Genomic DNA, 20,768 nt, shown 5'->3' on the forward strand with positions numbered 1-20,768 from the left:
CGCGCTTGCTAGCTTTTGCTCTCGACCGTCAGGCATGCAAAAGTCGGGCTAACGAGAGGAAGAATCTTGCTTCGGGACGGTCAGGGGTTGGAGGTCGGCGCGGCCGACGCGGATGCCATCGAGGCGCTGGATTTCCTGCGCGAGGAATGGCTGGTCTTCGGCAAGCGCTTTCAGCCTTTCATGGAGGCCGCCGACCGCGAGGAGCGCTGTGCGCTGCTGCCGGCACTGGCTGCCAACCTGGTCCTGTCGATGAATTCCATCGAAGGCCGCGCGCTCGGCGCCGGCTATCTCGAGCGCGCAAAGGCGCTGGAGCAGAACGCCAACCCGCGTGAACGGGCCTGGATTGCCGCAACCGAGGCCTGGCTTGCCGGCGATGGCGACAGGAGCCTCGCCCTGCACGAGAAGATCGTCGCCGGGTGGCCACGCGACCTGCTGGCCGGCAAGCTGGGCCAGCTCCATGCCTTCAACCAGGGCGATGCCAAGGCCCTGATGCGCATCGGCGAACAACTGCTCGCCGCCAACCGTGACAACCATTTCGTCTGGGGCATGTGTGCCTTCGGCCTGGAGGAATGCAACCGACTCGACGAGGCCGAGGCGCATGCCCGCACTGCGATCGAGATGGAGCGCAAGGACCCGTGGGCCCACCATGCGCTGGCCCATTGCCTGGAAGCGCGCGGCCGTATGGTCGAAGGCGTGGCTTTCCTGGAGGGCGTGGCGGATACGTGGGAGGACTGCAATTCCTTCATGTACACCCACAACTGGTGGCATCTGGCGCTGTTCCTGATCGATCTCGATCGCACCGACGAGGCTCTGGCGCTGTTCGACAATCGCGTTTGGGGCGTGTGGAAGGAATTCTCCGAGGACCAGATCAATGCCATCTCGCTGCTGGCCCGTCTCGAGCTGCGCGGCGTGGATGTCGGATCCCGATGGACGGACGTCGCCTCCTATCTCAAGGACCGCCTGCACGATCATTTCGTGGCCTTCCTCGACCTGCAGTATCTGTATGCGCTGGCACGAGCGGAGCAGCACGGCGCCGTGACGGAGATGCTGGCGAGCCTCGAGGACCGCGCCGAGCGAGCCAAGCCGTTCGAGCGCGAAGCGTGGGCCGACGCCGCCGTACCGGCGGCGCATGGTCTCGCTGCCTATGCGAAAGGCGACTACGGCGAAGCCGCGCAGCTGCTCGGCCGGGCCGTGCCTCATCTTGCGACGATCGGCGGCAGCATCGCCCAACGGTCCCTGTTCGGCGCGTTCCATCTCGATGCCTTGATGCGGGCAGGCTGGAACGATGCCGCCGTAAAGATCCTGCAGATCGACGAGCGCGAGCGGCCGACCGTGCCCGCGACCAAGCGCGCGTTGGCCGAGCTGTACCGTAAACTCGGTCGGACCGAGCTGGCGATGGCTGCCGACTACCAGGCCGGCCAGTTGGCGCGGCAGTATCGAAGCGTAAAGGGGAATGCTGCGTGACGGACCTGACACAGGCGACTGCCGCCGAACTCGGCAAGCTCTACGCCAAGGGCAAAACCTCGCCGACGGAAGTCATGAAGGCGGTGCTCAAGCGCGCCGAGGCCATCAATCCGCGCCTCAATGCACTGTGCGTCATCGATGCCGAGCCGGCCCTGGCCGCCGCCAAGGCATCCGAGAAGCGCTGGATGAAGGAAGAGCCTTTGTCGCCGCTCGACGGCGTGCCGGTTTCCATCAAGGAACTGGTGCGCGTCAAAGGCTGGCCCGCCTCGATGGGCAGCAAGCTTACCGACAAGACACCGGCCGAGGCGGACGCGCCGGCGGTTGCGCGGTTGCGCGAGGCCGGTGCCATCGTCTTCGCCCAGAGCACCAGTTCGGAATATGGCCACAAGGGGGTGACCGACTCGCCCCTGCACGGCATCACGCGCAATCCCTGGAAGATGGACCGCACGCCCGGCGGCTCGTCCGGCGGAGCTGGTGCCGCCGTGGCCGCGGGGCTGGGACCGATCGCGATCGGCACCGACGGCGGCGGATCGATCCGCCTGCCGTCGAGCTTCACCGGACTGGTCGGATTGAAGGCCACCTTCGGCCGCATCCCGGCCTGGCCGCCATCGCTCACCGGCGAGCTCTCCAACACCGGCCCGATGTGCCGCACGGTGCTCGACACGGCGCTGATGATGAACGCCATCGCCAAGCCCGACCTGCGCGATGGTTGGAGCCTTCCAGCCGACGACGTCGACTATGTGAAGGCGATCAAGGGCAAGCTCAAGAAATGCCGGATCGCGTTCATCCTGCGCATGGGCGATCACCCGCTCGACATCGAGGTGGCCGCCATGGTCACCAAGGCGGCCAAACGCTTCGAGGCGATGGGCTGCACCGTCGAGGAGGCCGTGCCGCCGACGAACTATCGCGAGACCGGCCGGACCTTCGTGGTGCATTGGCTGAGTGCTCTGCAGCGGTTGCTGCAGCTCTATCCGGCAGATCGCCACGACCAGTTCGATGCCAGTCTGCTGGCGGGCGCACAGGCAGGATTGAAATATACGCTGCAGGACGTCGTCGACGCGCAGGTCACACGGCGTGAGGCAACGATCGCCTGGAATGCCTTCTTCGAGAAGTACGACCTTCTGCTGACGCCGACATTGGCCGTGCAGCCGTTCGAGGCCGGTCAGAATGCCCCAATCGGCGCGGACGGCAAGCCGAACCAGCAGTGGTCTCCCTATACCTTCCAGTTCAATCTTTCGCGCCATCCCGCTGTCAGCGTGCCGTGCGGGCTCAGCCGCGACGGGCTGCCGGTCGGCCTGCAGATTGCATCGGGCCATTACAAGGACGCCCTGGTCCTGCGCGCCGCGGCTCGCTATGCCGAGGCCGATCCCCTCGAGTTCCCTACCCTTCCGGAGACAATGAAATGACCGCCGACCTTGCGATGATGCCAGCCTACGAGCTGGTGAAACTCTACAAGGCGCGCAAGGCCTCGCCCGTCGAAGCCACCAAGGCGGCGCTGGCGCGCATCGACGCCTTCAATCCGCAGCTCAATGCCTTCCAGCATCTCGATCCCGATGCAGCATTGCGCGCGGCGCGCGCCGCCGAGAAGCGCTGGAAGAAGGGCGGCAAGCGCCTGTCCGATATCGACGGCGTGCCGATCACCATCAAGGACATGGTGCTGACCAAGGGCATGCCGACGCGCATGGGCAGCCTGGCGACCGATCCCGACGGCCCCTGGACCGTCGATGCCCCGGTGGCACAACGGCTGCGCGAAGCCGGCACCGTGCTGCTCGGCAAGACCACCTCGCCCGAATATGGCTGGAAGGGCGTGACGGATTCGGCGCTGTTCGGGGCCACCCACAACCCGTGGAAGATCGGGCGCACCAGCGGCGGTTCCTCCGGGGGCGGCGTCGCCGCGGAGGCGGTGGGCATGGGCAATCTCGCCATCGGCACCGACGGCGCGGGCTCGGTCCGCATTCCCTGTTCCTTCACCGGGCTGTTCGGCCTGAAACCCACGCACGGCCGCGTGCCGCTGTGGCCGGCATCGGCACAAGGCACGCTCTCGCATATCGGGCCGATGACGCGCACAGTGAGGGATGCGGCGATGATGATGAACGTCATTGCCCGCTACGATGCCCGCGATCCCTACGCGCGACCGGATGACGAGGAGAACTTCCTCAAGGGGTTGGACAAGGGCGTGAAGGGACTGCGCATCGCCTATTCGCCCACTCTCGGCTTCGTCGAGAAGGACAAGATCGATCGCGACGTCGCGGCTGCCGTCGACGCTGCGGTCAAGGTGTTCAAGACCCTGGGCGCCCGGGTGATCGAGGACTCGCCGGACCTGACGGGCCTCGATCCGCGGCGCATCCTGAATGCCCACTGGCAATCCAACGTGGCGCTGCTGGTGAAGAACTACAGCGAGGAGAAGCGCGCGCTGATGGATCCCGGCCTGCTGAAGGCGGCGGAAGTCGGCGCCAACCTCGGTCAGGAGGCGGTGGTGTCGGCCATCAGCCAGCGCCAGCACCTCGCGGTGATCATGAATCAATTCCTTGCCAAGTACGACCTACTGCTGACGCCGACCATGCCGATGACGGCCTTTGCCGTGAACGAGAACGCGGCGTGGGGTGGCGACGGCGTCGATATCGGCTGGACGCCCTTCACGCTCACCTTCAACCTGACGCGCCAGCCCGCGGCGACCATCCCGTGCGGCCTCGACCGCGAGGGCATGCCGATCGGCCTGCAGATTGTCGGCGCCCATGCCCGTGATGCGCTGGTGATGCGGGCCGCCGCCGCCTACGAACGCGTCCGCCCCATCCCCGCCCCGCCGATGGCTCACCAGATTTGAGGAGGCCCGATCTCCTCATCTTCGACTGCGATGGCGTCCTCGTCGACAGCGAGATCCTCGAACACGACGTCGATGCCGAACTGCTGACGCGCTTCGGCTTGACGGTCACGACGAGACAGTTGATCGAGCGCTTTGTCGGCATTGCTCGCGCCGACATGTACAGGACACTGTTCGAGGAGATAGGCCAGCCACAGCCGGCCGGTCTCCTCGACGAGCGGGAGGCCATGGTCTGGGCGCGTTGCGATGTCGATCTGTCAGCGGTCGCCGGGGTTGGCGCTGCGCTGGACGCCTTGAGCCACATACCGAAATGCGTGGCATCTTCGAGTATTCCAGCCAAGCTCACCAGGAAGCTCGACGCCGTCGGGCTGACGGCGCACTTCGCGCCGCACATCTTCAGCACGGCAATCGTGCCTCGCGGCAAGCCTGCACCGGACATATACCTTCACGCCGCGCGAATAGCGGGCGCCACGCCTTCCCGCTGTATCGTGATCGAAGACTCGCCGCATGGCGTCAGGGGAGCCAAGGCGGCCGGAATGTCAGCCATTGGCTTTTGCGGGGCGGGACATGCGACGGACCGATTGCCTGCCGAGCTGGAAGCCGCCGGTGCGGATCTCGTCGTGATGTCGATGGACGAGCTTCCCGCCGCCATACGCTCGCATTGCGTGTGAAGCACAGAAAGTTGAAGGCCGGACCTCCGAACCCGCGGCAGAGTTGAGGCGTTTCCCTGGTGTAGCCCGGCAGCGCTCGGGTGCAGGAGACGAACGTCTGCCGATGAGGCTGTTTCACCCGCACGCGGAGCCACCTTCCCCAGGAGGAAGTCTGGTTGCTGGCCGACTGGCAATCCTCGACGGATTGCGCGGCTACTTTCTCGTCTTCATGTTCCTGAATCATCTCACCTTCACCGGCGGCTATCTGCTGGTGCTCCTGAATCATGCCGAACTGGCCTTTGTCGAAGGCGCGCAGGGATTCGTTTTCCTCTCCGGCCTGCTTGCAGGTCTGGTGCACGGTCGGCGCATGGCACGTCACGGACTCGGCACCGCCACCGTCGCGATCTGGAACCGCGCCGCGGAGATCTACGCCTATGCGCTGGGATGCGTGTTGATCATCCTGGTCTTGCAGACGCTGCTGCCCGGCTCGTGGGTCTACTGGCATCACTGGCTGGGCGATCTGCACTTCGGACGAGGACGGCATGTCGCCGCCTCCGCCTTGCTGCTCTACCAACCCGACTATCTGGATGTCCTGCCGCAGTACGTCGTCTATCTGCTGGCGACTCCTCCCTTGATCTGGCTCTGCCTGCAGGGCCGTTGGGCGTGGGTGGCTGGCGGCAGCATCGTGCTGTGGCTGGCTGTGCAACTGGGCGCCCATCTCGCCCTGGCCGACGCCGTCGCGCGGCTTTTGCCGCTCCGTGCCTATTTCAATGCGTTCGCCTGGCAGCTCGTGTTCGTCGCCGGCCTGGTACTCGGAACAGCAATGATCCAGGACAGAATCGACTGGAGCCGACTCTTCCGTGCCGACCGGCCGCAGCTTGCGCTGGTGGCAGCCATGACGGTCCTCTTCTTCGCCATCTGGCGCGTCTGGTCCAACCACTTCGCAATGCCCGAGGCGGTGGAAGCACGGTTGCGAGCGCTGGCCAATCGCGGCGAGTTCGGGCCTGTCTATCTGCTCAACTTCGTCGCGCTCGCCTACCTCGTCACCTGGGTGGTGCGTCTCGGTCCGGCTACGGCCAGTATCCCTCTGCGATGGCTTGCCTACCTGCTCGATCGCCTGTTCAAGCTGTCGTTTCTGCGCCTGCTCGGCCGGCATTCACTTCAGGTCTATGCCTGGCACGTCATCGCCGTCTACCTGCTCAAGGCCGTCGACGAAAACTGGGGACCCTTCGGCGAGATCGGCAAGACGGCCATCGCCGTGGCCGGCATCATGCTGCTCGCTGTGCCCGCCTGGATGCTTGAACGAACGAAGGCCGTGCCGCGGGCCGGGAAGTTGCAACCGGCCTTCGCCAGTCGACCAATCGACCCTCGCCCCTAGGACAGACAGCCTTGAATCGCTCCCCTCTGCAGCACGCCGGTTACCGCGCGGGCGCCGGTGTCCGCTCTTGGCCTTGCGCGACGGGGACGGAGCGCGTGCCATCGTAGTTGCGCAGATACATGATGCCGACGATGCCGATCGCGACCACGACCGCAACGCAGATCAGCACAATCAGCGGCCGGGTACTACGCGGCTGCACGGGCTGGGGATCGCCAGGCCCCTTCTCGGCTTCGGCTTCGCGATTGAGCCGATCGAGGCGCTCCCGTTCGGTGCTGTCCATGGAGTCCTCCGCAATTTGTGACCTCCGAAGCCAACGGCAGGGCCGGTCGCGGGGTTGCCGCCGCACCGGCCTGCTGTAGTGTTGCCGCAAAAGGGAGAAACGCCATGAAGCCCCTGGCCTTGCTGATCGTCGGTCTTCCCTTGCTTGCCGCGTCCGGCGCCTTCGCCCAGCAACAGAAAATCGGCGATCCGCCGGAAGCCTCGAATATGCGGCTCGTCGGTTGGAACGACCTGCAAGGCCGTAGTGCCTACCAGCCCACCATTCACCATCAGGGCGACCGCTGGATTGCCTATATTGGCCATCACGGCGGCACCGACGCGATACCCGATCCCATCAATCCGATGACCGGCAAGGCCGAGCCGAACGGAACCTCGATCGTCGATGTCACCTATCCCGCCAATCCGAAATATCTGCGCCACATCCCGGGGCAGGAAGGCAAGTACGAGGGTGGCGGGGCGCAGATGGTGCGAGTCTGCGATGGCAGCACCCTGCCCAAGGGCGACAGGAATGCCGTCTACATGCTGAGGACCTTCGGCAGCGAGGCGCATGAGATCTGGAACGTCGCCGACCCGGCCAATCCCCGGCTCGTGACCCGCATCGCCGGCCTCAAGGACACGCATAAGAGCTGGTGGGAATGCGATACCGGCATCGCCTACCTCGTCTCGGGCGCACCCGACTGGCGCGTGCGGCGCATGACGCAGATCTACGATCTGTCTGACCCTGCCCACCCCCGCAAAATCCGCGACTTCGGCCTGCCGGGCCAGCAGCCGGGAGCCACCGGCACCGTTCCGATGGAGCTGCATGGCCCGATCTCGACCGGCCCGCAGGGCAATCGCGTCTACTTCGGCTACGGCACCGACAAGGAAGGCATGGTGCAGATCGTCGATCGCGACAAGCTCCTGAAAGGCCCGGCCGCGCCCACCGATGCCAACCTGCGCTATCCGGAAGTGGGCCGCCTGCCGATGTCGGCCTGGAACGGCGCGCATACGACCTTCCCCATGCTGCAGATGCCGATCGCCGAGTTCGCGCACGACAAGGACGGATCGAAGCGGGATATCGTCATGATCGTCGACGAGGCGATCCAGAACGAATGCCGGGAGGCCCGGCAAATGGTGTGGTTCGCCGATGTCTCGATCGAATCGCGGCCGATGATGATCTCGAGCTGGACCGTGCCGGAAGCGAGCGGCAACTTCTGCCAGCGCGGCGGCCGGTTCGGCTCGCATTCTTCCAACGAGAGCATGGCGCCGGTCTATTATAAGAAAATGGCCTTCATCGCCTTCTTCAATGCCGGCGTCCGCGCACTGGACATCCGCGACCCGTACCATCCGACCGAAGTCGGGTATTTCATCCCCGCCATCACCGACAAGACCGATAAGCGCTGCGTGCGCGAGGCTGGTCAGGACCGCTGCAAGACAGCGATACAGACCAACAACGTCGAAACCGACGAACGGGGGTACATCTATATCGTCGACCGTGCCAATACCGGCCTGCATATTCTCGAACTGACCGGATCGGCCCGAACCGCCGCGGGCCTCAACTAAGGATGCTGAGTACGCGTACCCTTGTTTACGGTGCCCTGGCGGCGACGTTCGTGGTCGCCCTTGCCGGTCTCTCCGTCTTCGCCCGCTGGGACGTAGCGCACAGGCCCGAAACGCATGACGGATGGCAGCGGATCGCCTGGCCGTTTCCGCGCGACGGCTGGAACGAAGGACAAGCCTGGCGCGGGCATGACATGGAACTCTATGTCCGCCCCAAGCTCGGCTTCTGCGGCAATTGCGATACCGGCGTCGTGGAGGATTCTGAAGTCGATCGGGTCACCGACATCGATCTCGTCGATCCGCTGTTCGTCCCGCTCGAAGGCCAGCACATCCAGATCGCCGACCTGGTCGGACGCATGCGCCTCTATCGCCTGCGCTCGCGGGGCGATTCCCAGCTCGCTGCCGGAATCGCGGTTTCCTACAATTGTGATCTCGTGGTCGCTTTGATCGTCGGCAAGATTGCCAATGCGGAGCAGCGGCAGATTGCCAGGAAGTTCCTCGAAGCGGACCCGGTGCAGTTCTGGGTCAACCGGCAGCTAGGCGAGAAGTAGGCGTCGCACGGACTGCCGCGCGACGCCATTCGCCACTGATCACCAATAGGTCGGCGCACCGTAGTACTTGTCCACGCTGCGTCCGTAGTCAGGCGTCCAGACGAAGTCCTCCTCGTCGATCGTCGGCGCATTCTCGAGCCGCTTCTTGTCGACGTTGACCACGAAGCCGCCTTTGGTCTCGTCGTAGGTCAGGGCCGACCAGGGCAACGGATATTGCTTCTCGCCCATGCCGAGGAAGCCGCCGAACGACATCACGGCGTAGATTGCTTGCCCGCTCTTCTTGTCGAGCATGATGTCGTCCACGGTGCCGAGCTTGTCTCCCGTCGGGTTATAGACGTCGGTGCCGTTCACCTTGTCGGCCGCGATCAGCGACCCGCTCGTGATCTTGGTAACGTCGGTCATTCATGCCTCCGGTTTAGGAATTTGCACGAGCACCGCAAACGCAGTGCGTCATGTGCCTCACTAACGCCGCAGGAACAGGCCAAGTTGCCGTCCGTTGCCGTTGCGCCGGCGACGATCGCCTTGAGAATGGAGTTCTCCGATGCGTCTGATCCCATCCGTTGTTGCCGCTGCCATCGGCATTCTGGCCAGCGTTCCCGGCTACGCGCAGAGCGAGCCGCCGATCCAGCAACTCTCCAAGATCGATGTCGTGAGTGTCGACAAGGGCGAGCGCGTCAGCAAGATCATTGGGGAAGCGGTGGTCAACGAAGCCCATCAGACCGTGGGCAAGGTCGACGATGTGATCCTGAGCGAGGACGGCAAATCGGACGTCGTCGTCCTGTCGGTCGGGAATTTCGTGGGATCGGGTCCCAAGTTGGTGGCCTTTCCCTATAGAGCGTTGACGACCTACGAGGGCGAACTTCTGCTCGCGGGAGCCAGCAAGAAGACTCTTACTACGCTGCCTGCCTTCAAATACGCCGCCAAGTGACAGCTGCACGCCATTGAGGAGGTGACGTCCGCCCGCTCTTCGGCAACAGTGGCGCCATGACACCTCTTCACATTGGTATTGCCGCCTGCTCCGCGGAGGGTGCGGCTCTGTGCTACCGCACCATCTGCACCGAAGCGCCGGCCTTGCTGGGCGGCCATGGTCATCCCGAGGTGACCATGCACACCCCGTCCTTCGACGACTACATGACCCCCATCTATCGCGGCGACTGGCCGGCCGTGGGCGAGCTCATGCTGCGCTCGGCCGAGAAACTTGCCCGTGTGGGCGCGCAGTTCGTGATCTGCCCCGACAACACGATCCACCAAGCCCTGCCCTTTATCGAGGCGCGGTCGCCGATTCCCTGGCTGCATATCGCCGACAGCGTCGCCGCGGAGGCGGTGGCGCGCGGCTTCCGGCGCATTGCCATCACCGGCACGCGCTGGCTCACCGACAGTGAGGTCTATCCGCAGAAGCTGTCCGCCCGCAGTCTCGAGTGGGTGCGGCCGACCGTCCCCGAGCGCGACGAGATCAACCGCATCATCATGGACGAGCTGGTGCGCGGCATTTTCAAGCCCGAGGGCATCGCCTATTTCCAGAAGGTGATCGGCCGGCTCAAGGACGAGGAAGGGTGCGACGCGGTCGTCCTGGGCTGCACCGAGATCCCGCTGATCCTGAACGACACCAACGCGCCGCTGCCGACGCTGGATTCGACCCGGCTCCTCGCCCGGGCCGCCATCCGCCGCGCCATCGAGGGGCAGGCCGAGGCGGCGTAGGCGGACGACGAAAGAACGGCCGGGCGCGTGTCAGGCCGGGCCCGCCCCGGCCTGCTTCCAGCGCTCCACCTCGGCGGCCTCTGGTGGTGGACAGGAGACGATGGAGCGCCGGCCCAGCGCGATCGTTCCGGCATCGCCGTCGAGCGAGATCCAGTCGCCTTCGCGCACAACCGCATCACCAAGCATCGCCTGGCGATGCTCTTCGTCGATGGCCAGTGTCCGGCAGCCGACCAGGCACACCTTGCCGAGTTGCCGCGCCACGACCGCCGCATGCGCGGTACGGCCGCCAGCGGCGGTCAGGATGCCTTGGGCAACGGCGAAGCCCGCCACATCCTCGGTCGAGGTATCGGGCCGCACCAGGATCACCGGCTCGCCGCGCTGCGTCCATTCCTGTGCGCGTTGCGAGTCGAACACCACCCGGCCGCTGGCGACGCCCGGGGCAGCGGAGATCGCCTGGGCACCAGCCTCCGCCGGCTCCGCGAAGTGTGACACCGTCAGCGCCGAAGGATCGATGGTGCCGATACGGGCCAGCGCGGTGGGTATATCGATCAGCCCTTCCTGCACCATGGCCACCGCCATCGACAGCGCCGCCAGTGGCGTGCGCTTGGCGCTGCGGGTCTGGAGGAAATACAGCCGGCCATCATCGACCGTGAATTCGACATCCTGGGCATCACGTTGTTCCTGCTCGATACGTCGGACGCCGTCGGCCAGCTGCTTCGCCACGTCGGGCAAGCGCGAGGCCAGGCGGGTGCTATCGACCGGCGTGCGCCGGCCGGAAACCACGTCCTCGCCCTGCGCGTCGAACAGAAAGTCGAGATAAAGCGCGTTGGCGCCCGTCGCCGGATTGCGGCTGAAGACGACGCCGGCACCCGAGCGCGGGCCCGAATTGCCGAACACCATCGCCTGGACGGTCACCGCCGTGCCGGCGAGCTTGTGCAAACCGTTGAGCCGACGGTATTCGACCGCGCGCGGACTGTCCCAGGAGCGGAACACCGCTCGCGCCGCCTCGCTCAGCTGTTCGCGCGGATTGTCCGGCGGCGCTCCCCGATCGAGCCGGGTCGCCAGCTCGCGATAATCCAGCGCCAGACGCTCCATTGCTTCCGAATCGAGTTCCGCCTCGCCTTCCACCTGTTCGGCGGCCACCATGGCCGCCAAGCAACGATCGAAATCGTCCGGCCGCGCGTCCCCCACCACCTCGGCATAGGACTGGATCAGGCGGCGCCAGCAATCGAAAGCCAGGCGGGGGTTCCCGGTCAGGCGGATCAGGCCATGCACCGTCTCGTCATCCAGGCCGATATTCAGCACCGTCTGCAGCATGCCGGGCATCGAGACCGCCGCTCCCGAGCGGACCGAGATCAGCAGCGGCGCACGAGCGTCGCCGAACCGGCGTCCTGTCCGCTCCTCGAGCCACGCGATACCCTTGACCAGCCCCCGTTCCAACGCCTCCAGGGCGGCCCCGTCGCCGGCATTGACCCTCTGACACAGCGCAGTCGGCAGGACGAAAGCCGGCGGAACCGGCAAGCCAAGTCTCGCCATCCGCCACAATCCAACCGCCTTCGACCCGGCGACCTCGGCCGTGATCTCCGGGCCTTTCGTGCCGCTGGCAATGAAGAGAGGCTCGACCGCGTCACTCATGTCGACAACTCCTGCAGCACGCGTTCCCGCAACGACAGCGCGGCATGGGCGAGATGGTCGGTGGCGGTTTCAAGCGTGCGCGCCAATTCGATGCCCAGCACCAGCACCCGGCTGTCCGACGTCGGCTGACGCATGAAGGCCCGCAGAGCCTCCCGCTCCGCCGTATCCGCCCGCCGTTCGGCAAGGGTCACGGCATCGATCGCCTGCAGCGAGGTCGCGGCATCGAGTCGGTTGCCCTGCGGCAGCCGCGACGCGGCCTCGGCGGCGCGCACGAGATGGCTGATGCTCTCGACCACGATGTCGGCAAGGTCGACGAGGACAACGTTCCCGAGCAGGCCTTCACCCGTCGGCGCGATGCTCCATAGAAAGGCGCATTCATCGAGCGCGTCCGTACAGTTCTCGATCTCGTCCAACGCCAGTCGGAGCGCGTCCGCGTCCTGCATGCGCTCGCACATTTCGCGCGCCTGGACCGTCAGCCGGTCGGCCTTCTCCTCCATCTGCTTCGCGCGCTGCGCGAGCCGCGTCCTCAGGCCGGCGACTGCATGGCCATCACTGGCAAAGCTTTCGGCAATGGCGGAAGCCAGGGTACGGGCGATGCCCAGATGACGCACCAGCAGGACGAGCAAGGCCGCCTCGGCGGTATCGAACAGCTCGGCCAGCTCGGCCTGGATCTCGTCGCGGATCAGGCGGACCGAGCGGCTCGCACGCAGGCCCTCGCTGGTCTGACGCAGCACATGACGTAGAAATGTCGTGCATTCCTTCTCGCCCAGAACCGCATCGAGGCGGGCTCCGTAGGGGATGCGGCCGGCGCCGGTGCGGCGGATCGCTTCGAAGACGAGATCGGCGCCGCCCAGCTCGAGAAAGCCGCGATGGCCGCAATCGTGCGACGATGCCCAGCGCAGGATGTCGATCGCATTCTGCTTGCCGACGAAGATCTGCAGCGCCTTGCGCGCCTTGTTCCAGTCGATGAGGAACACGATGCGCGAACCGAGGAACTCGAGAAAGCGCAGCTGCGCGGCTTCGTCCGCGGCCGCGTGGCGACCGACCACGAGATAGAAGGCCTCGCCGCCCTGCAGCTCCTGGGCCTGCCGCTCGGTCAGGGCGTTCCAGGCGACATCGCGCCCGTCGAACATCGACATGAAGAAGCGGGCACGCGGGCGGTGGATGTCGGTGTAGGTGACGGTCGTGGTGTTGCCCTCGACATGGATCACCAGCACGTGCGCATCGGTCGTGCCGATGTCGTTCTGGATCACCAGTCGTGCCCCCGACCGCGTGGCCAGTGTCGCCAGCCCGGGATGGCCGAAGGCAAGGCCGGCGGTGCGATTGAGGCCGGCCATGAAGGCCCGGATGCGCTGGCGGTCAGCCTCGTCGACGTGATGAACCCGTGCGCCATCGATCACTTCTAGTGCCGACTCCGCGGCGAGGGCGTTGATTGCCTTGTGGGCGTCCATGACCAGGCGGTGAACGGTCTCCGGGCCGCCGGGTCGGGCCGCGGCCATCGACTGGATCTCTTCGGCCGTCAGCTCGTCATGCGCGGCCACCGGCAACGATGCCGAAAGCTTCTCCAGGCGCTTCCTGAATTCAGGATAGGAGTCGGTGCCGCAAGCCTCCAGCGGCGCCAACATCGTCTTGAGATCATCGGGCACGCCGTGCACGAGCGCATGCGCGCCGGGGATCTGCAGCCGATCGCCCGACACCTGCCGCGCGCCGCTGACCATGGCATCGAACTGAGGATCGGCCAGTCCCGCCGCCTGCCGCTCAATCGTGAAGGAGGGCGGCGCATGAACAGGATGACGTGCCTGCGCAGACGCCTCCTGCAGCAAGGTCAGTCTCAGCTTGAGGCGATCGTTGGCCGCCAGGGCATCTGCAAGCAGCGTCGGCAGCAGCAGGCTGCCTTCGCCGAGCAATCGGACAATCTGCGATTTTTCGGTCACCGGCCGCCACCCGACGCAAGTTCGGAGCTTTGATAGGTCGACCGGCTTCGCTGGCCCTTGCGTTAGATCAATCGGTGACAGTTCGGTGTCATGCTCGATCCGGTCAGCCGACGACCTTCGCGAGCCGGCAGTTGTGCCAGTTGTTCGTCACCTTGACCCCACTGCGCGCGTAGAGCTGCGTCAACGGACACCGCCGCTCGACTTCACTCGCCAGCTTTGAGAACGCCGCATCGCTCGCGTCGGTTTCCACCACGACGTCGAGCGTGACGGAAGAGAAGTTCGGATTTCCCTCGGCACCGAACACCAGCACGGAGTTGTCGAGTTCGGCCCGTAGATCGATCGAAAAGCTGCCGATCGATATGCCGAGATCGCGAGCGACGATGAAGGTGGTTACCTGATTGCACGATGCCAGTGAGCCAAGAGCATAGTCCAGCGGACTCGGGGCGGACTCCTTTCCGCCGAAGGCCGGATGACCTTCCGCCCGGATCGCATGCGGCGACCCCTCGATGTTCACGGTCTGCAGGACACCGTGTCCCTTCCCGTGGAGATGAAAGGGCAGGATCGAGCCTTTCGGATGTAACGGCATGAATGAGGCCTCCACTTCGGCATTTCCACCGGGGGCGCCAACGCCTCGACCCTGGAGCCGCCGGTTGTTTCAACGACGGATGGAGTAGCGGTCAGCGTCGGAACAGCAAAGCCGGGTCGCTCGAACAAAACGGGGATATGCCTTTGCTCGGTGTCGGCAGGGAATATTCGGTTCGGCGCTGGAGCCGAAAGGACAAGGATATTCGCCGGCCCTGGACCAGTGGCAGAAGCTCGGCGATTCGGGTCTAACCCCAGACCTCCCGTGCCACCTCCACGCAGCGCGAAAGCTTCGCCCACTGCTCTTCCTCCGCCAGCAGATTGCCTTCCTCGGTGCTGGCGAAGCCGCATTGCGGCGACAGGCAGAGCTGGTCGAGCGGCGCGAACTTCGACGCCTCATCGATGCGGCGCTTGAGCAGATCTTTGCTCTCCAGCGCGCCGGTCTTGGAGGTCATGACGCCCAGCACGACGTGTTTGTTCCGCGGCAGGAACCGCAAAGGCTCGAAGCCGCCGGCGCGCTCGCTGTCGTACTCCATGAAATAGGCATCGACGTTCATCCTGTTGAACAGCATATCGGCCACCGGCTCGTAGCCGCCCTGCGCCATCCAGGTGGATCGGAAGTTGCCCCGGCAAAGATGCATGGAGATCGTCATGCCGGGCGTACGGCCAGCACACGCCGCGTTGATCAGGTCGGCATAGATATGCAGCAGCTTGTCGGGATCGTCGCCACGGCTCTTGAGATACTCGCGCTGGGCGGGATCGCAGAGATAGGCCACGAACACTTCGTCGAGCTGCAGGTAGGTGCAGCCGGCCTCGCCGAACGCCCGCACCGCCTTGGTATAGGCCTTGCCGAGATCGTCGAAGAAGGCGTCCATCTCGGGATAGACGGACTTTTCGATTGCCTGGCGGCCGCCGCGATAATGCAAGGCCGCCGGCGAGGGAATCGTCATCTTGGGCGTCTGCCGTGTCACCGACTTCAGAAACCTGAAGTGATCGAGCATGGGATGCGACGGCGAGAAGTCGATCCTGCCATGAACGTGCGGCCCTTCGGCCTTGGTCTGCGTGCCCTTGAACTGCAGGCCCTGGGAAACACTCACCAGCTCGACACCGTCGAGATGCCGCAGGAAGTCGTAGTGCCACCAGGAGCGGCGGAACTCGCCGTCGGTTATGCCCTGGAGGCCGATCGCTTCCTGCTTCGCCACCAGCTTGCGGATTTCCTCATCCTCGATCGCCTTCAACTCCGCGGGAGTGATCTCTCCCGTAGCCCGCCTGGTACGCGCTTCCTTGAGCGGCGCCGTGCGCAACAGACTGCCGACCTGATCGGCGCGAAACGGCGGCTTGTCACGCATCATGCTGCTACTCCCAGAGCCTGGCGGATCGAACGGTGAAAATGGACCAGTGCGGGCTCGTTGCGCCCATAGACCACCTCTTCTGTCGCGCCCGACTCGAAGCCGATCTGCATGCGCTCGCCCAACGGGAAGTCCTCGTCGAGCACGGTGCGGATGGCGATGTCGCGGTTCTTCTCCCAGTAGGAATCCGGCTTTGTCGTCTCGACCGGCTTGTAGAGTGTCAGCTCCACTTCGCACACGCCGGGATCTCCCTGCTTGGGGAAGGTGCGCCAGATCTCGATATGATCCATCTGCCAGACCAGCAGCGAGTTGGGGAACAGCTGATAGATCTGCACGATATGCGGCAGGTAGCGGCGTTCGTCCTCGGGCTCGGCCCGGGTCTTGTCGATCGAGTTCTTCACGAACGAGGCGCGCCCATGCAGGCCACCGGAATCGAACACGCAGCAATTGCCGACGAAATACGGCGCGATGGTTTTCCGGTGCAGATGAGCGATGTGATAGCTCTCGAGGAACGTATCGACCGCGAACTTCCAGTTGATGCGCGGCGCGATGCGATCGGTGGAATGGAGGACGAAGTCGTCGAGCTGCAGCGCCGCAAGCGGCGGAGCGAAGACTCCCAGTTCGGCATCGATGTCGATTGTGCGGCTCTCGCCCGGCCTGGGGACGCCCGGTCGCACATAGATCATGCCGTGCTTTTCCACCGTCGGCAGCGGAACCAGCCCGTGTGCTGCAATGTCGAGCCCGGCGAAGCCCGGCTTGTCGGTCGCGCCCAGCAATCGGCCGGCAAGATCGTAGGTCCAGCCATGGTAGGGACAGGTGAAGGCCCGCGCGTTGCCGCAGCCCTGCGCCACCGGTGCACCGCGATGGCGGCAGACATTGGCAAAGGCCTGCACGCTGCCAGTGCCATCGCGGACCAGCAGCACCGGCATGCCGACGACATCCTCGGTGAGATAGTCGCCCGGCTTGGCCAGCCGCGACGACAACCCCATCAGGAGCGGTCGCTCGCGGAACAGCTTCTCGCGCTCGAGCGCCGCGCGATCGCGGCACGCATAGGCGATGGTCTGGTTGCGGAACATATCGGCCGCCAGATCGGTGGTGCGGCAGTCGATATGGCCGAGCAGCCGCCTCCCGACGGCCAATTCTTCTTTTCGGTCCATGGCAAAATCCTAGGCCCAGCCGGGCCGCCGCGCCAGCCGGCGAAGCGGCTTCCAGCCCGCTCTTCCTCTTTCGTTCCGCCGCGGGCGCGCCGGAGCGGCGATGCAGCTGCTATGTCACCGCCTCGCCGGCCATTTGCAGGGCGCGATCGATCACTTGTTGCGGACTGAGCCCGGACTCGCGTAGGGCGCGGATGGTCATGTCGCGGTCGCGCTTGGCAAAGCGGCGTCCAGTGGCATCGGTCAGCAGGCGGTGATGGGCGTAGAGCGGCGTCTCGTAACCCAACAGCCGCTGCAGCAGCACATGGACATGGGTTGAGGGCAGCACATCCTCGCCGCGCGTCACCAAAGTCACACCCTGCAGATGATCGTCGACCGTGACGGCGAGGTGATAGCTGGTGGGCGTATCCTTGCGCGCGATGACGAAATCGCCCAGCAGCAGTGGCTCGCCCTCGATCCGGCCCCGCGTCTCGTCGAAGAAATGATAGGCACCCACCTCGGCCGCCGCCTTCGCCGCATCGAGCCGCAGGCAATGCTCCTCGGCGGCTCGCAGCCGCGCTCGCCTCTGTTCGAGCGGTAGATGGCGACAGGTCCCCGGATAGTGCGGACCGTCGGGACCATGCGGCGCGCCAGCGGCGGCCGCGATCTCGCGGGCGATGTCGGCACGCGAACAGAAGCAGGGATAGACGAAGCCCCTTTGATCGAGCTGGTCGAGCACGCGCCCGTAATCGGCAAAATGCTCGGACTGCCGTCGCACGGCACCGTCCCACCGGAAGCCCAGCCACGTCAGGTCGGCGAGGATCGCGTGCTCGAACTCGCGTCGACAGCGGCGGATGTCGATATCCTCGATGCGCACCAGGAACACACCATCCGCCTCGCGCGCGCGATGCCAGCCGGTCCAGGCCGAATAGGCCGAGCCGAGATGCAGCTCGCCTGTCGGACTGGGGGCAAAGCGCGTGACGATCTTCATCAATCGGACGTTACAGCGGGCTCGCGTGGCGTGCTATGCGGTCGAGATGCCCCAAGTGGTCCTCGATGCTGCCAACCTCAAGAAGGCCCTGCGCCACCTCGCCAAGGTCGACGCCGATTTCGCGCGCGCCTTGAAGGAGGTCGGTCACCCCGAGCTGCGCCGGGTCCCATCCGGCTTCGGTGGCCTGATGCGCTCGATCGTGGGTCAGCAGGTCTCAGTGCACGCGGCACGGTCGATCTGGCTCCGGCTGGAGGCCGCCGTGCCCTCGATGGAGCCGGCCGACTTCCTGAAGCTTGGTGACGAGGATCTGCGCGCGGTCGGCCTGTCGGCCGCCAAGATGAAATACGGCCGCAGCCTCGCCACCGATATCGTCGAGGGCCGTATCGATTTCGCGGCGCTCGAGGCGCTCGATGACGAGGCGGCCATCGCCATGCTCACGCAGGCCAAGGGCATTGGCCCCTGGACCGCCGAGATCTACCTGATGTTCGCTCATGGCCGGCCCGACATCATGCCGGGCCTCGACCTTGGCCTGGTGATCGCGGCGCAGCACCTGAAGAAGCTGCGCACGCGACCCGACGCCAAGCGGCTGGTGAAGATCGCCGAAGCGTGGCGGCCGTGGCGCAGCGCCGCTGCGCTGCTGCTCTGGCATTGGCGCCGCAACATGCCGGACTGGAGCGCGCGCGAGCCTAAGGTCGCGCCGGTCGATCCGGTGGCCAAGACCGTGCCCAAGGCCACGCCAAAAACGACCAAGATCAAAGCGGAGGCATCATGATCAAGCTCGAGGGTCCCAGCCATGGCCCGGCCGCGGGTGGCGCGCCTCGTCATCTCGTGGTGCTGCTACATGGCTACGGTGCCGACGGCAACGACCTGATCGGCCTCGCGCCGGTGCTGGCGCCGCTGATGCCGGACACGGTGTTCCATGCACCCAACGCGCCCTATGCCTGCGAGGGCGCGCCGATGGGCTATCAGTGGTTCGGCATCTCGCGGCTCGATCCGCATACCGTTGCTGCCGGCGTGCGCGCCGCCGCGCCGTTCGTCGACGCTTTTCTCGACGAGACCATGGCGCAGTACGGCCTCGACGAAACGAGAACCGTGCTGGTGGGCTTCAGCCAGGGCACGATGATGGCCCTGCATTGCGGCCTGCGCCGCGACATCCCGCTCGCCGGCATCATCGGCTTTTCCGGCATGCTGGCCGCTCCCGAAGCTCTGGACACCGAACTGCGCAGCCGGCCACCGGTCCTGCTGATCCATGGCGACAGCGATCCCATGCTGCCGAGCCAGCTCAGCGAGACAGCGGCGGAAACCTTGCGCCGCAACGGCGTGCCGGTCGGCCTGCATATCGCGCCGGGCGTCGGTCACGGTATCGACCAGACCGGCCTCTCCCAAGCGGCGCGCTTCCTCCTGGACGCTTTCGAACTGCCGCTGCCCAACCAGGGAAACTGACATGACGGTCGATGGTATCTGCAAGAAGGGTTACGAGCGCATCGCCGAGGCCTTCCAGAGGAACTTCGCCGATCATGGCGAAGTCGGCGCCTCCGTCTGCGTCACTGTCGGCGGCGAGACCGTGGTCGATCTGTGGGGAGGTGTCGCCAACCCGAAGACCGGCATGCCGTGGACGAAGGATACGGTCGGCATCGTCTTCTCCTGCACCAAGGGGGCGACAGCGCTGTGCGCCCACGTGCTGGCAAGCCGCGGCAAGCTTGACCTCGACGCACCGGTCACCGAGCTGTGGCCGGACTTCGGCCAGCACGGCAAGGAGATGGTGACCACGCGCATGATGCTCGACCACTCCTCGGCGGTGCCGGCACTGCGCGAGAAGGTGAAGGAGGACGGCCCCTACGACTGGGCCTACATGACGGAGCGGCTGGCCGCCGAGGAACCGTTCTGGAAGCCGGGCACCCGCAACGGCTATCACGGCTTCACCTTCGGCTGGACCGTAGGCGAGATGGTGCGGCGCGCCAGCGGCAAGTCACTGGGCACCTTCTTCCGCGACGAGATCGCCAAGCCGCTGGGCCTCGATTTCTGGATCGGCCTGCCCGAGGAGATCGAGCCGCGCGTGGCCCCCATCCTCGCCTACAGCCTCAAGCCCGAACAGGCGAAGACACCGTTCCTGCGTGACCTCGCCACCGACCGCACCTCGATCCCGTGGCTGTTCTACATGAATGTCGGCGCCTGGCGCGCCGGCGGCGCCAACACCCGCGCCGGTCATGCGGCGGAGATCGGCGCCGCCAATGGCATCACCAACGCGCGCGGCCTCGCCGGCCTGTATGCCCCGCTGTCGGTCGGCGGCGGCAAACTCGTTGACGGCAAGACCCTGGCGCGCATGGGCGAGGTCTCGATGGCGACGCACGACGATGCGACGCTGCGCATCCCGACCCGCTTCGCGCTGGGCTTCATGAAGTCGATGGACAATCGCAGGCGCAGCCTCGGCGCCCAGATATTCGGCCCCGACGTCGACAGTGCCATCCTGGGCAGCGCCGCCTTCGGCCATGTCGGCGCCGGCGGCTCGCTGGGCTTCGCCGACCCCGCTGCCGGCTTCTCCTTCGGCTACACCATGAACCAGATGGGCCCCGGCCTGCTGCTCAACGATCGCGGCCAGTCGCTCGTCGACGCAACCTATCTTTCGCTCGGCTACAGGAGCAAGGATGGCGGGGTGTGGGTGAAGTAGGCACGGAAGCAACGCGGCGGAGCAATCTCTGGCGTGGCCCACTTCCCAATGTATCAGGACGCCAGAGCCAAGGCCGCCAGTTTGAGTTGATCGGCA

At 65.6% G+C, this 20,768-nt stretch carries 20 protein-coding genes; 12 read left to right on the plus strand and 8 right to left on the minus strand.

The window, feature by feature from the left end; genetic code table 11:
- Positions 1–66 precede the first annotated feature (66 nt).
- From B5D62_RS28260 to B5D62_RS28280, 5 genes are all read left to right on the plus strand, one after another.
- Entirely contained in the window at positions 67–1,464 is a 1,398-nt protein-coding gene (locus B5D62_RS28260) for a tetratricopeptide repeat protein (protein WP_139374128.1), read from the plus strand.
- Positions 1,461–2,870: an amidase gene (locus B5D62_RS28265; protein ID WP_085937428.1), complete on the plus strand. Its 1,410-nt coding sequence runs from the start codon at positions 1,461–1,463 to the stop codon at positions 2,868–2,870. The genes B5D62_RS28260 and B5D62_RS28265 overlap by 4 nt, the downstream gene beginning before the upstream one ends.
- On the plus strand, positions 2,867–4,288 hold the full coding sequence (locus B5D62_RS28270; RefSeq protein WP_085937429.1) for an amidase: 1,422 nt from the start codon (positions 2,867–2,869) through the stop codon (positions 4,286–4,288). The genes B5D62_RS28265 and B5D62_RS28270 overlap by 4 nt, the downstream gene beginning before the upstream one ends.
- The gene (locus B5D62_RS28275) at positions 4,285–4,956 is read left to right on the plus strand and encodes an HAD family hydrolase (RefSeq protein ID WP_085937430.1); all 672 of its coding nucleotides are present in this window, start codon (positions 4,285–4,287) and stop codon (positions 4,954–4,956) included. Before B5D62_RS28270 ends, B5D62_RS28275 begins: the two co-directional genes overlap by 4 nt.
- 103 nt (positions 4,957–5,059) lie before the next feature.
- Positions 5,060–6,313, plus strand: coding sequence for an OpgC family protein (locus B5D62_RS28280; protein WP_085937432.1), 1,254 nt, complete (start codon positions 5,060–5,062; stop codon positions 6,311–6,313).
- A 40-nt stretch (positions 6,314–6,353) separates the two neighbouring features.
- Here B5D62_RS28280 and B5D62_RS28285 read toward each other — a convergent pair whose 3' ends face one another.
- On the minus strand, positions 6,354–6,593 hold the full coding sequence (locus B5D62_RS28285) for a hypothetical protein (RefSeq protein WP_085937433.1): 240 nt from the start codon (positions 6,591–6,593) through the stop codon (positions 6,354–6,356).
- A gap of 104 nt (positions 6,594–6,697) precedes the next feature.
- On the opposite strand from B5D62_RS28285, the gene B5D62_RS28290 reads away from it, so the two are divergent.
- Together B5D62_RS28290 and B5D62_RS28295 are read left to right on the plus strand one after the other, a co-directional pair.
- Positions 6,698–8,134, plus strand: a complete 1,437-nt coding sequence (locus B5D62_RS28290) for an LVIVD repeat-containing protein (protein ID WP_085937434.1) — start codon at positions 6,698–6,700, stop codon at positions 8,132–8,134.
- 2 nt (positions 8,135–8,136) lie between these two features.
- Complete coding sequence (locus B5D62_RS28295) at positions 8,137–8,682, plus strand: hypothetical protein (protein ID WP_085937435.1); 546 nt, start codon at positions 8,137–8,139, stop codon at positions 8,680–8,682.
- 39 nt (positions 8,683–8,721) lie between these two features.
- Here the strand turns inward: B5D62_RS28295 and B5D62_RS28300 are convergent, their stop codons facing one another.
- The gene (locus tag B5D62_RS28300; RefSeq protein ID WP_085937436.1) at positions 8,722–9,084 is read right to left on the minus strand and encodes a PRC-barrel domain-containing protein; all 363 of its coding nucleotides are present in this window, start codon (positions 9,082–9,084) and stop codon (positions 8,722–8,724) included.
- 139 nt (positions 9,085–9,223) lie between these two features.
- Here B5D62_RS28300 and B5D62_RS28305 point away from each other — a divergent pair, with 139 nt between their 5' ends.
- Positions 9,224–9,610 carry a PRC-barrel domain-containing protein gene (locus tag B5D62_RS28305; protein ID WP_085937437.1) on the plus strand — a complete coding sequence of 129 codons (387 nt, stop codon included), beginning with the start codon at positions 9,224–9,226 and terminating at the stop codon, positions 9,608–9,610.
- Between the two features lie 56 nt (positions 9,611–9,666).
- Positions 9,667–10,380 (plus strand): aspartate/glutamate racemase family protein, encoded by a 714-nt coding sequence (locus B5D62_RS28310; protein ID WP_085937438.1) that lies wholly within the window; start codon positions 9,667–9,669, stop codon positions 10,378–10,380.
- A 30-nt stretch (positions 10,381–10,410) separates the two neighbouring features.
- On the opposite strand, the gene B5D62_RS28315 is transcribed toward B5D62_RS28310, so the two are convergent.
- The 6 genes from B5D62_RS28315 to gluQRS all read right to left on the minus strand — a co-directional run bounded on the left by B5D62_RS28315 (position 10,411) and on the right by gluQRS (position 18,004).
- The gene (locus B5D62_RS28315) at positions 10,411–12,015 is read right to left on the minus strand and encodes a pyruvate, phosphate dikinase (RefSeq protein WP_085937439.1); all 1,605 of its coding nucleotides are present in this window, start codon (positions 12,013–12,015) and stop codon (positions 10,411–10,413) included.
- Entirely contained in the window at positions 12,012–13,949 is a 1,938-nt protein-coding gene (locus tag B5D62_RS28320; RefSeq protein ID WP_085937440.1) for a hypothetical protein, read from the minus strand. Before B5D62_RS28320 ends, B5D62_RS28315 begins: the two co-directional genes overlap by 4 nt.
- A 103-nt stretch (positions 13,950–14,052) precedes the next feature.
- A complete protein-coding gene (locus B5D62_RS28325; RefSeq protein ID WP_218191362.1) occupies positions 14,053–14,463 on the minus strand; it encodes an OsmC family protein in 411 nt (136 codons plus the stop codon).
- 316 nt (positions 14,464–14,779) lie between these two features.
- Complete coding sequence (locus B5D62_RS28330; RefSeq protein ID WP_085937443.1) at positions 14,780–15,883, minus strand: 5-methyltetrahydropteroyltriglutamate--homocysteine S-methyltransferase; 1,104 nt, start codon at positions 15,881–15,883, stop codon at positions 14,780–14,782.
- Positions 15,880–17,037 (minus strand): aromatic ring-hydroxylating oxygenase subunit alpha, encoded by a 1,158-nt coding sequence (locus B5D62_RS28335; protein WP_085937444.1) that lies wholly within the window; start codon positions 17,035–17,037, stop codon positions 15,880–15,882. Before B5D62_RS28335 ends, B5D62_RS28330 begins: the two co-directional genes overlap by 4 nt.
- Positions 17,038–17,146: 109 nt before the next feature.
- Positions 17,147–18,004, minus strand: coding sequence for a tRNA glutamyl-Q(34) synthetase GluQRS (gluQRS, locus tag B5D62_RS28340; RefSeq protein ID WP_085937445.1), 858 nt, complete (start codon positions 18,002–18,004; stop codon positions 17,147–17,149).
- A gap of 46 nt (positions 18,005–18,050) precedes the next feature.
- On the opposite strand from gluQRS, the gene B5D62_RS28345 reads away from it, so the two are divergent.
- The 3 genes from B5D62_RS28345 to B5D62_RS28355 are packed head-to-tail and all read left to right on the plus strand — an operon-like array spanning position 18,051 to position 20,672.
- Positions 18,051–18,776 (plus strand): DNA-3-methyladenine glycosylase family protein, encoded by a 726-nt coding sequence (locus B5D62_RS28345; protein ID WP_085937540.1) that lies wholly within the window; start codon positions 18,051–18,053, stop codon positions 18,774–18,776.
- Complete coding sequence (locus B5D62_RS28350) at positions 18,773–19,447, plus strand: alpha/beta hydrolase (RefSeq protein ID WP_085937447.1); 675 nt, start codon at positions 18,773–18,775, stop codon at positions 19,445–19,447. The genes B5D62_RS28345 and B5D62_RS28350 overlap by 4 nt, the downstream gene beginning before the upstream one ends.
- A 1-nt stretch (position 19,448) precedes the next feature.
- A complete protein-coding gene (locus B5D62_RS28355) occupies positions 19,449–20,672 on the plus strand; it encodes a serine hydrolase domain-containing protein (protein WP_085937449.1) in 1,224 nt (407 codons plus the stop codon).
- Positions 20,673–20,768: the final 96 nt, after the last annotated feature.

Origin of the sequence: Enhydrobacter aerosaccus (assembly GCF_900167455.1) — a bacterium.
GTDB classification, from domain to species: Bacteria; Pseudomonadota; Alphaproteobacteria; order Reyranellales; family Reyranellaceae; genus Reyranella; species Reyranella aerosaccus.

Bases quoted from the DNA above. Each gene is read 5' to 3' on its own strand.
- B5D62_RS28270 (WP_085937429.1), top strand. From the start codon at position 2,867: ATGACCGCCGACCTTGCGATGATGCCAGCCTACGAGCTGGTGAAACTC.
- B5D62_RS28280 (WP_085937432.1), top strand. From the start codon at position 5,060: ATGAGGCTGTTTCACCCGCACGCGGAGCCACCTTCCCCAGGAGGAAGT.
- B5D62_RS28285 (WP_085937433.1), bottom strand. From the start codon at position 6,593: ATGGACAGCACCGAACGGGAGCGCCTCGATCGGCTCAATCGCGAAGCC.
- B5D62_RS28290 (WP_085937434.1), top strand. From the start codon at position 6,698: ATGAAGCCCCTGGCCTTGCTGATCGTCGGTCTTCCCTTGCTTGCCGCG.
- B5D62_RS28295 (WP_085937435.1), top strand. From the start codon at position 8,137: ATGCTGAGTACGCGTACCCTTGTTTACGGTGCCCTGGCGGCGACGTTC.
- B5D62_RS28300 (WP_085937436.1), bottom strand. From the start codon at position 9,084: ATGACCGACGTTACCAAGATCACGAGCGGGTCGCTGATCGCGGCCGAC.
- B5D62_RS28305 (WP_085937437.1), top strand. From the start codon at position 9,224: ATGCGTCTGATCCCATCCGTTGTTGCCGCTGCCATCGGCATTCTGGCC.
- B5D62_RS28310 (WP_085937438.1), top strand. From the start codon at position 9,667: ATGACACCTCTTCACATTGGTATTGCCGCCTGCTCCGCGGAGGGTGCG.
- B5D62_RS28315 (WP_085937439.1), bottom strand. From the start codon at position 12,015: ATGAGTGACGCGGTCGAGCCTCTCTTCATTGCCAGCGGCACGAAAGGC.
- B5D62_RS28330 (WP_085937443.1), bottom strand. From the start codon at position 15,883: ATGATGCGTGACAAGCCGCCGTTTCGCGCCGATCAGGTCGGCAGTCTG.
- B5D62_RS28335 (WP_085937444.1), bottom strand. From the start codon at position 17,037: ATGGACCGAAAAGAAGAATTGGCCGTCGGGAGGCGGCTGCTCGGCCAT.
- gluQRS (WP_085937445.1), bottom strand. From the start codon at position 18,004: ATGAAGATCGTCACGCGCTTTGCCCCCAGTCCGACAGGCGAGCTGCAT.
- B5D62_RS28345 (WP_085937540.1), top strand. From the start codon at position 18,051: ATGCCCCAAGTGGTCCTCGATGCTGCCAACCTCAAGAAGGCCCTGCGC.
- B5D62_RS28350 (WP_085937447.1), top strand. From the start codon at position 18,773: ATGATCAAGCTCGAGGGTCCCAGCCATGGCCCGGCCGCGGGTGGCGCG.
- B5D62_RS28355 (WP_085937449.1), top strand. From the start codon at position 19,449: ATGACGGTCGATGGTATCTGCAAGAAGGGTTACGAGCGCATCGCCGAG.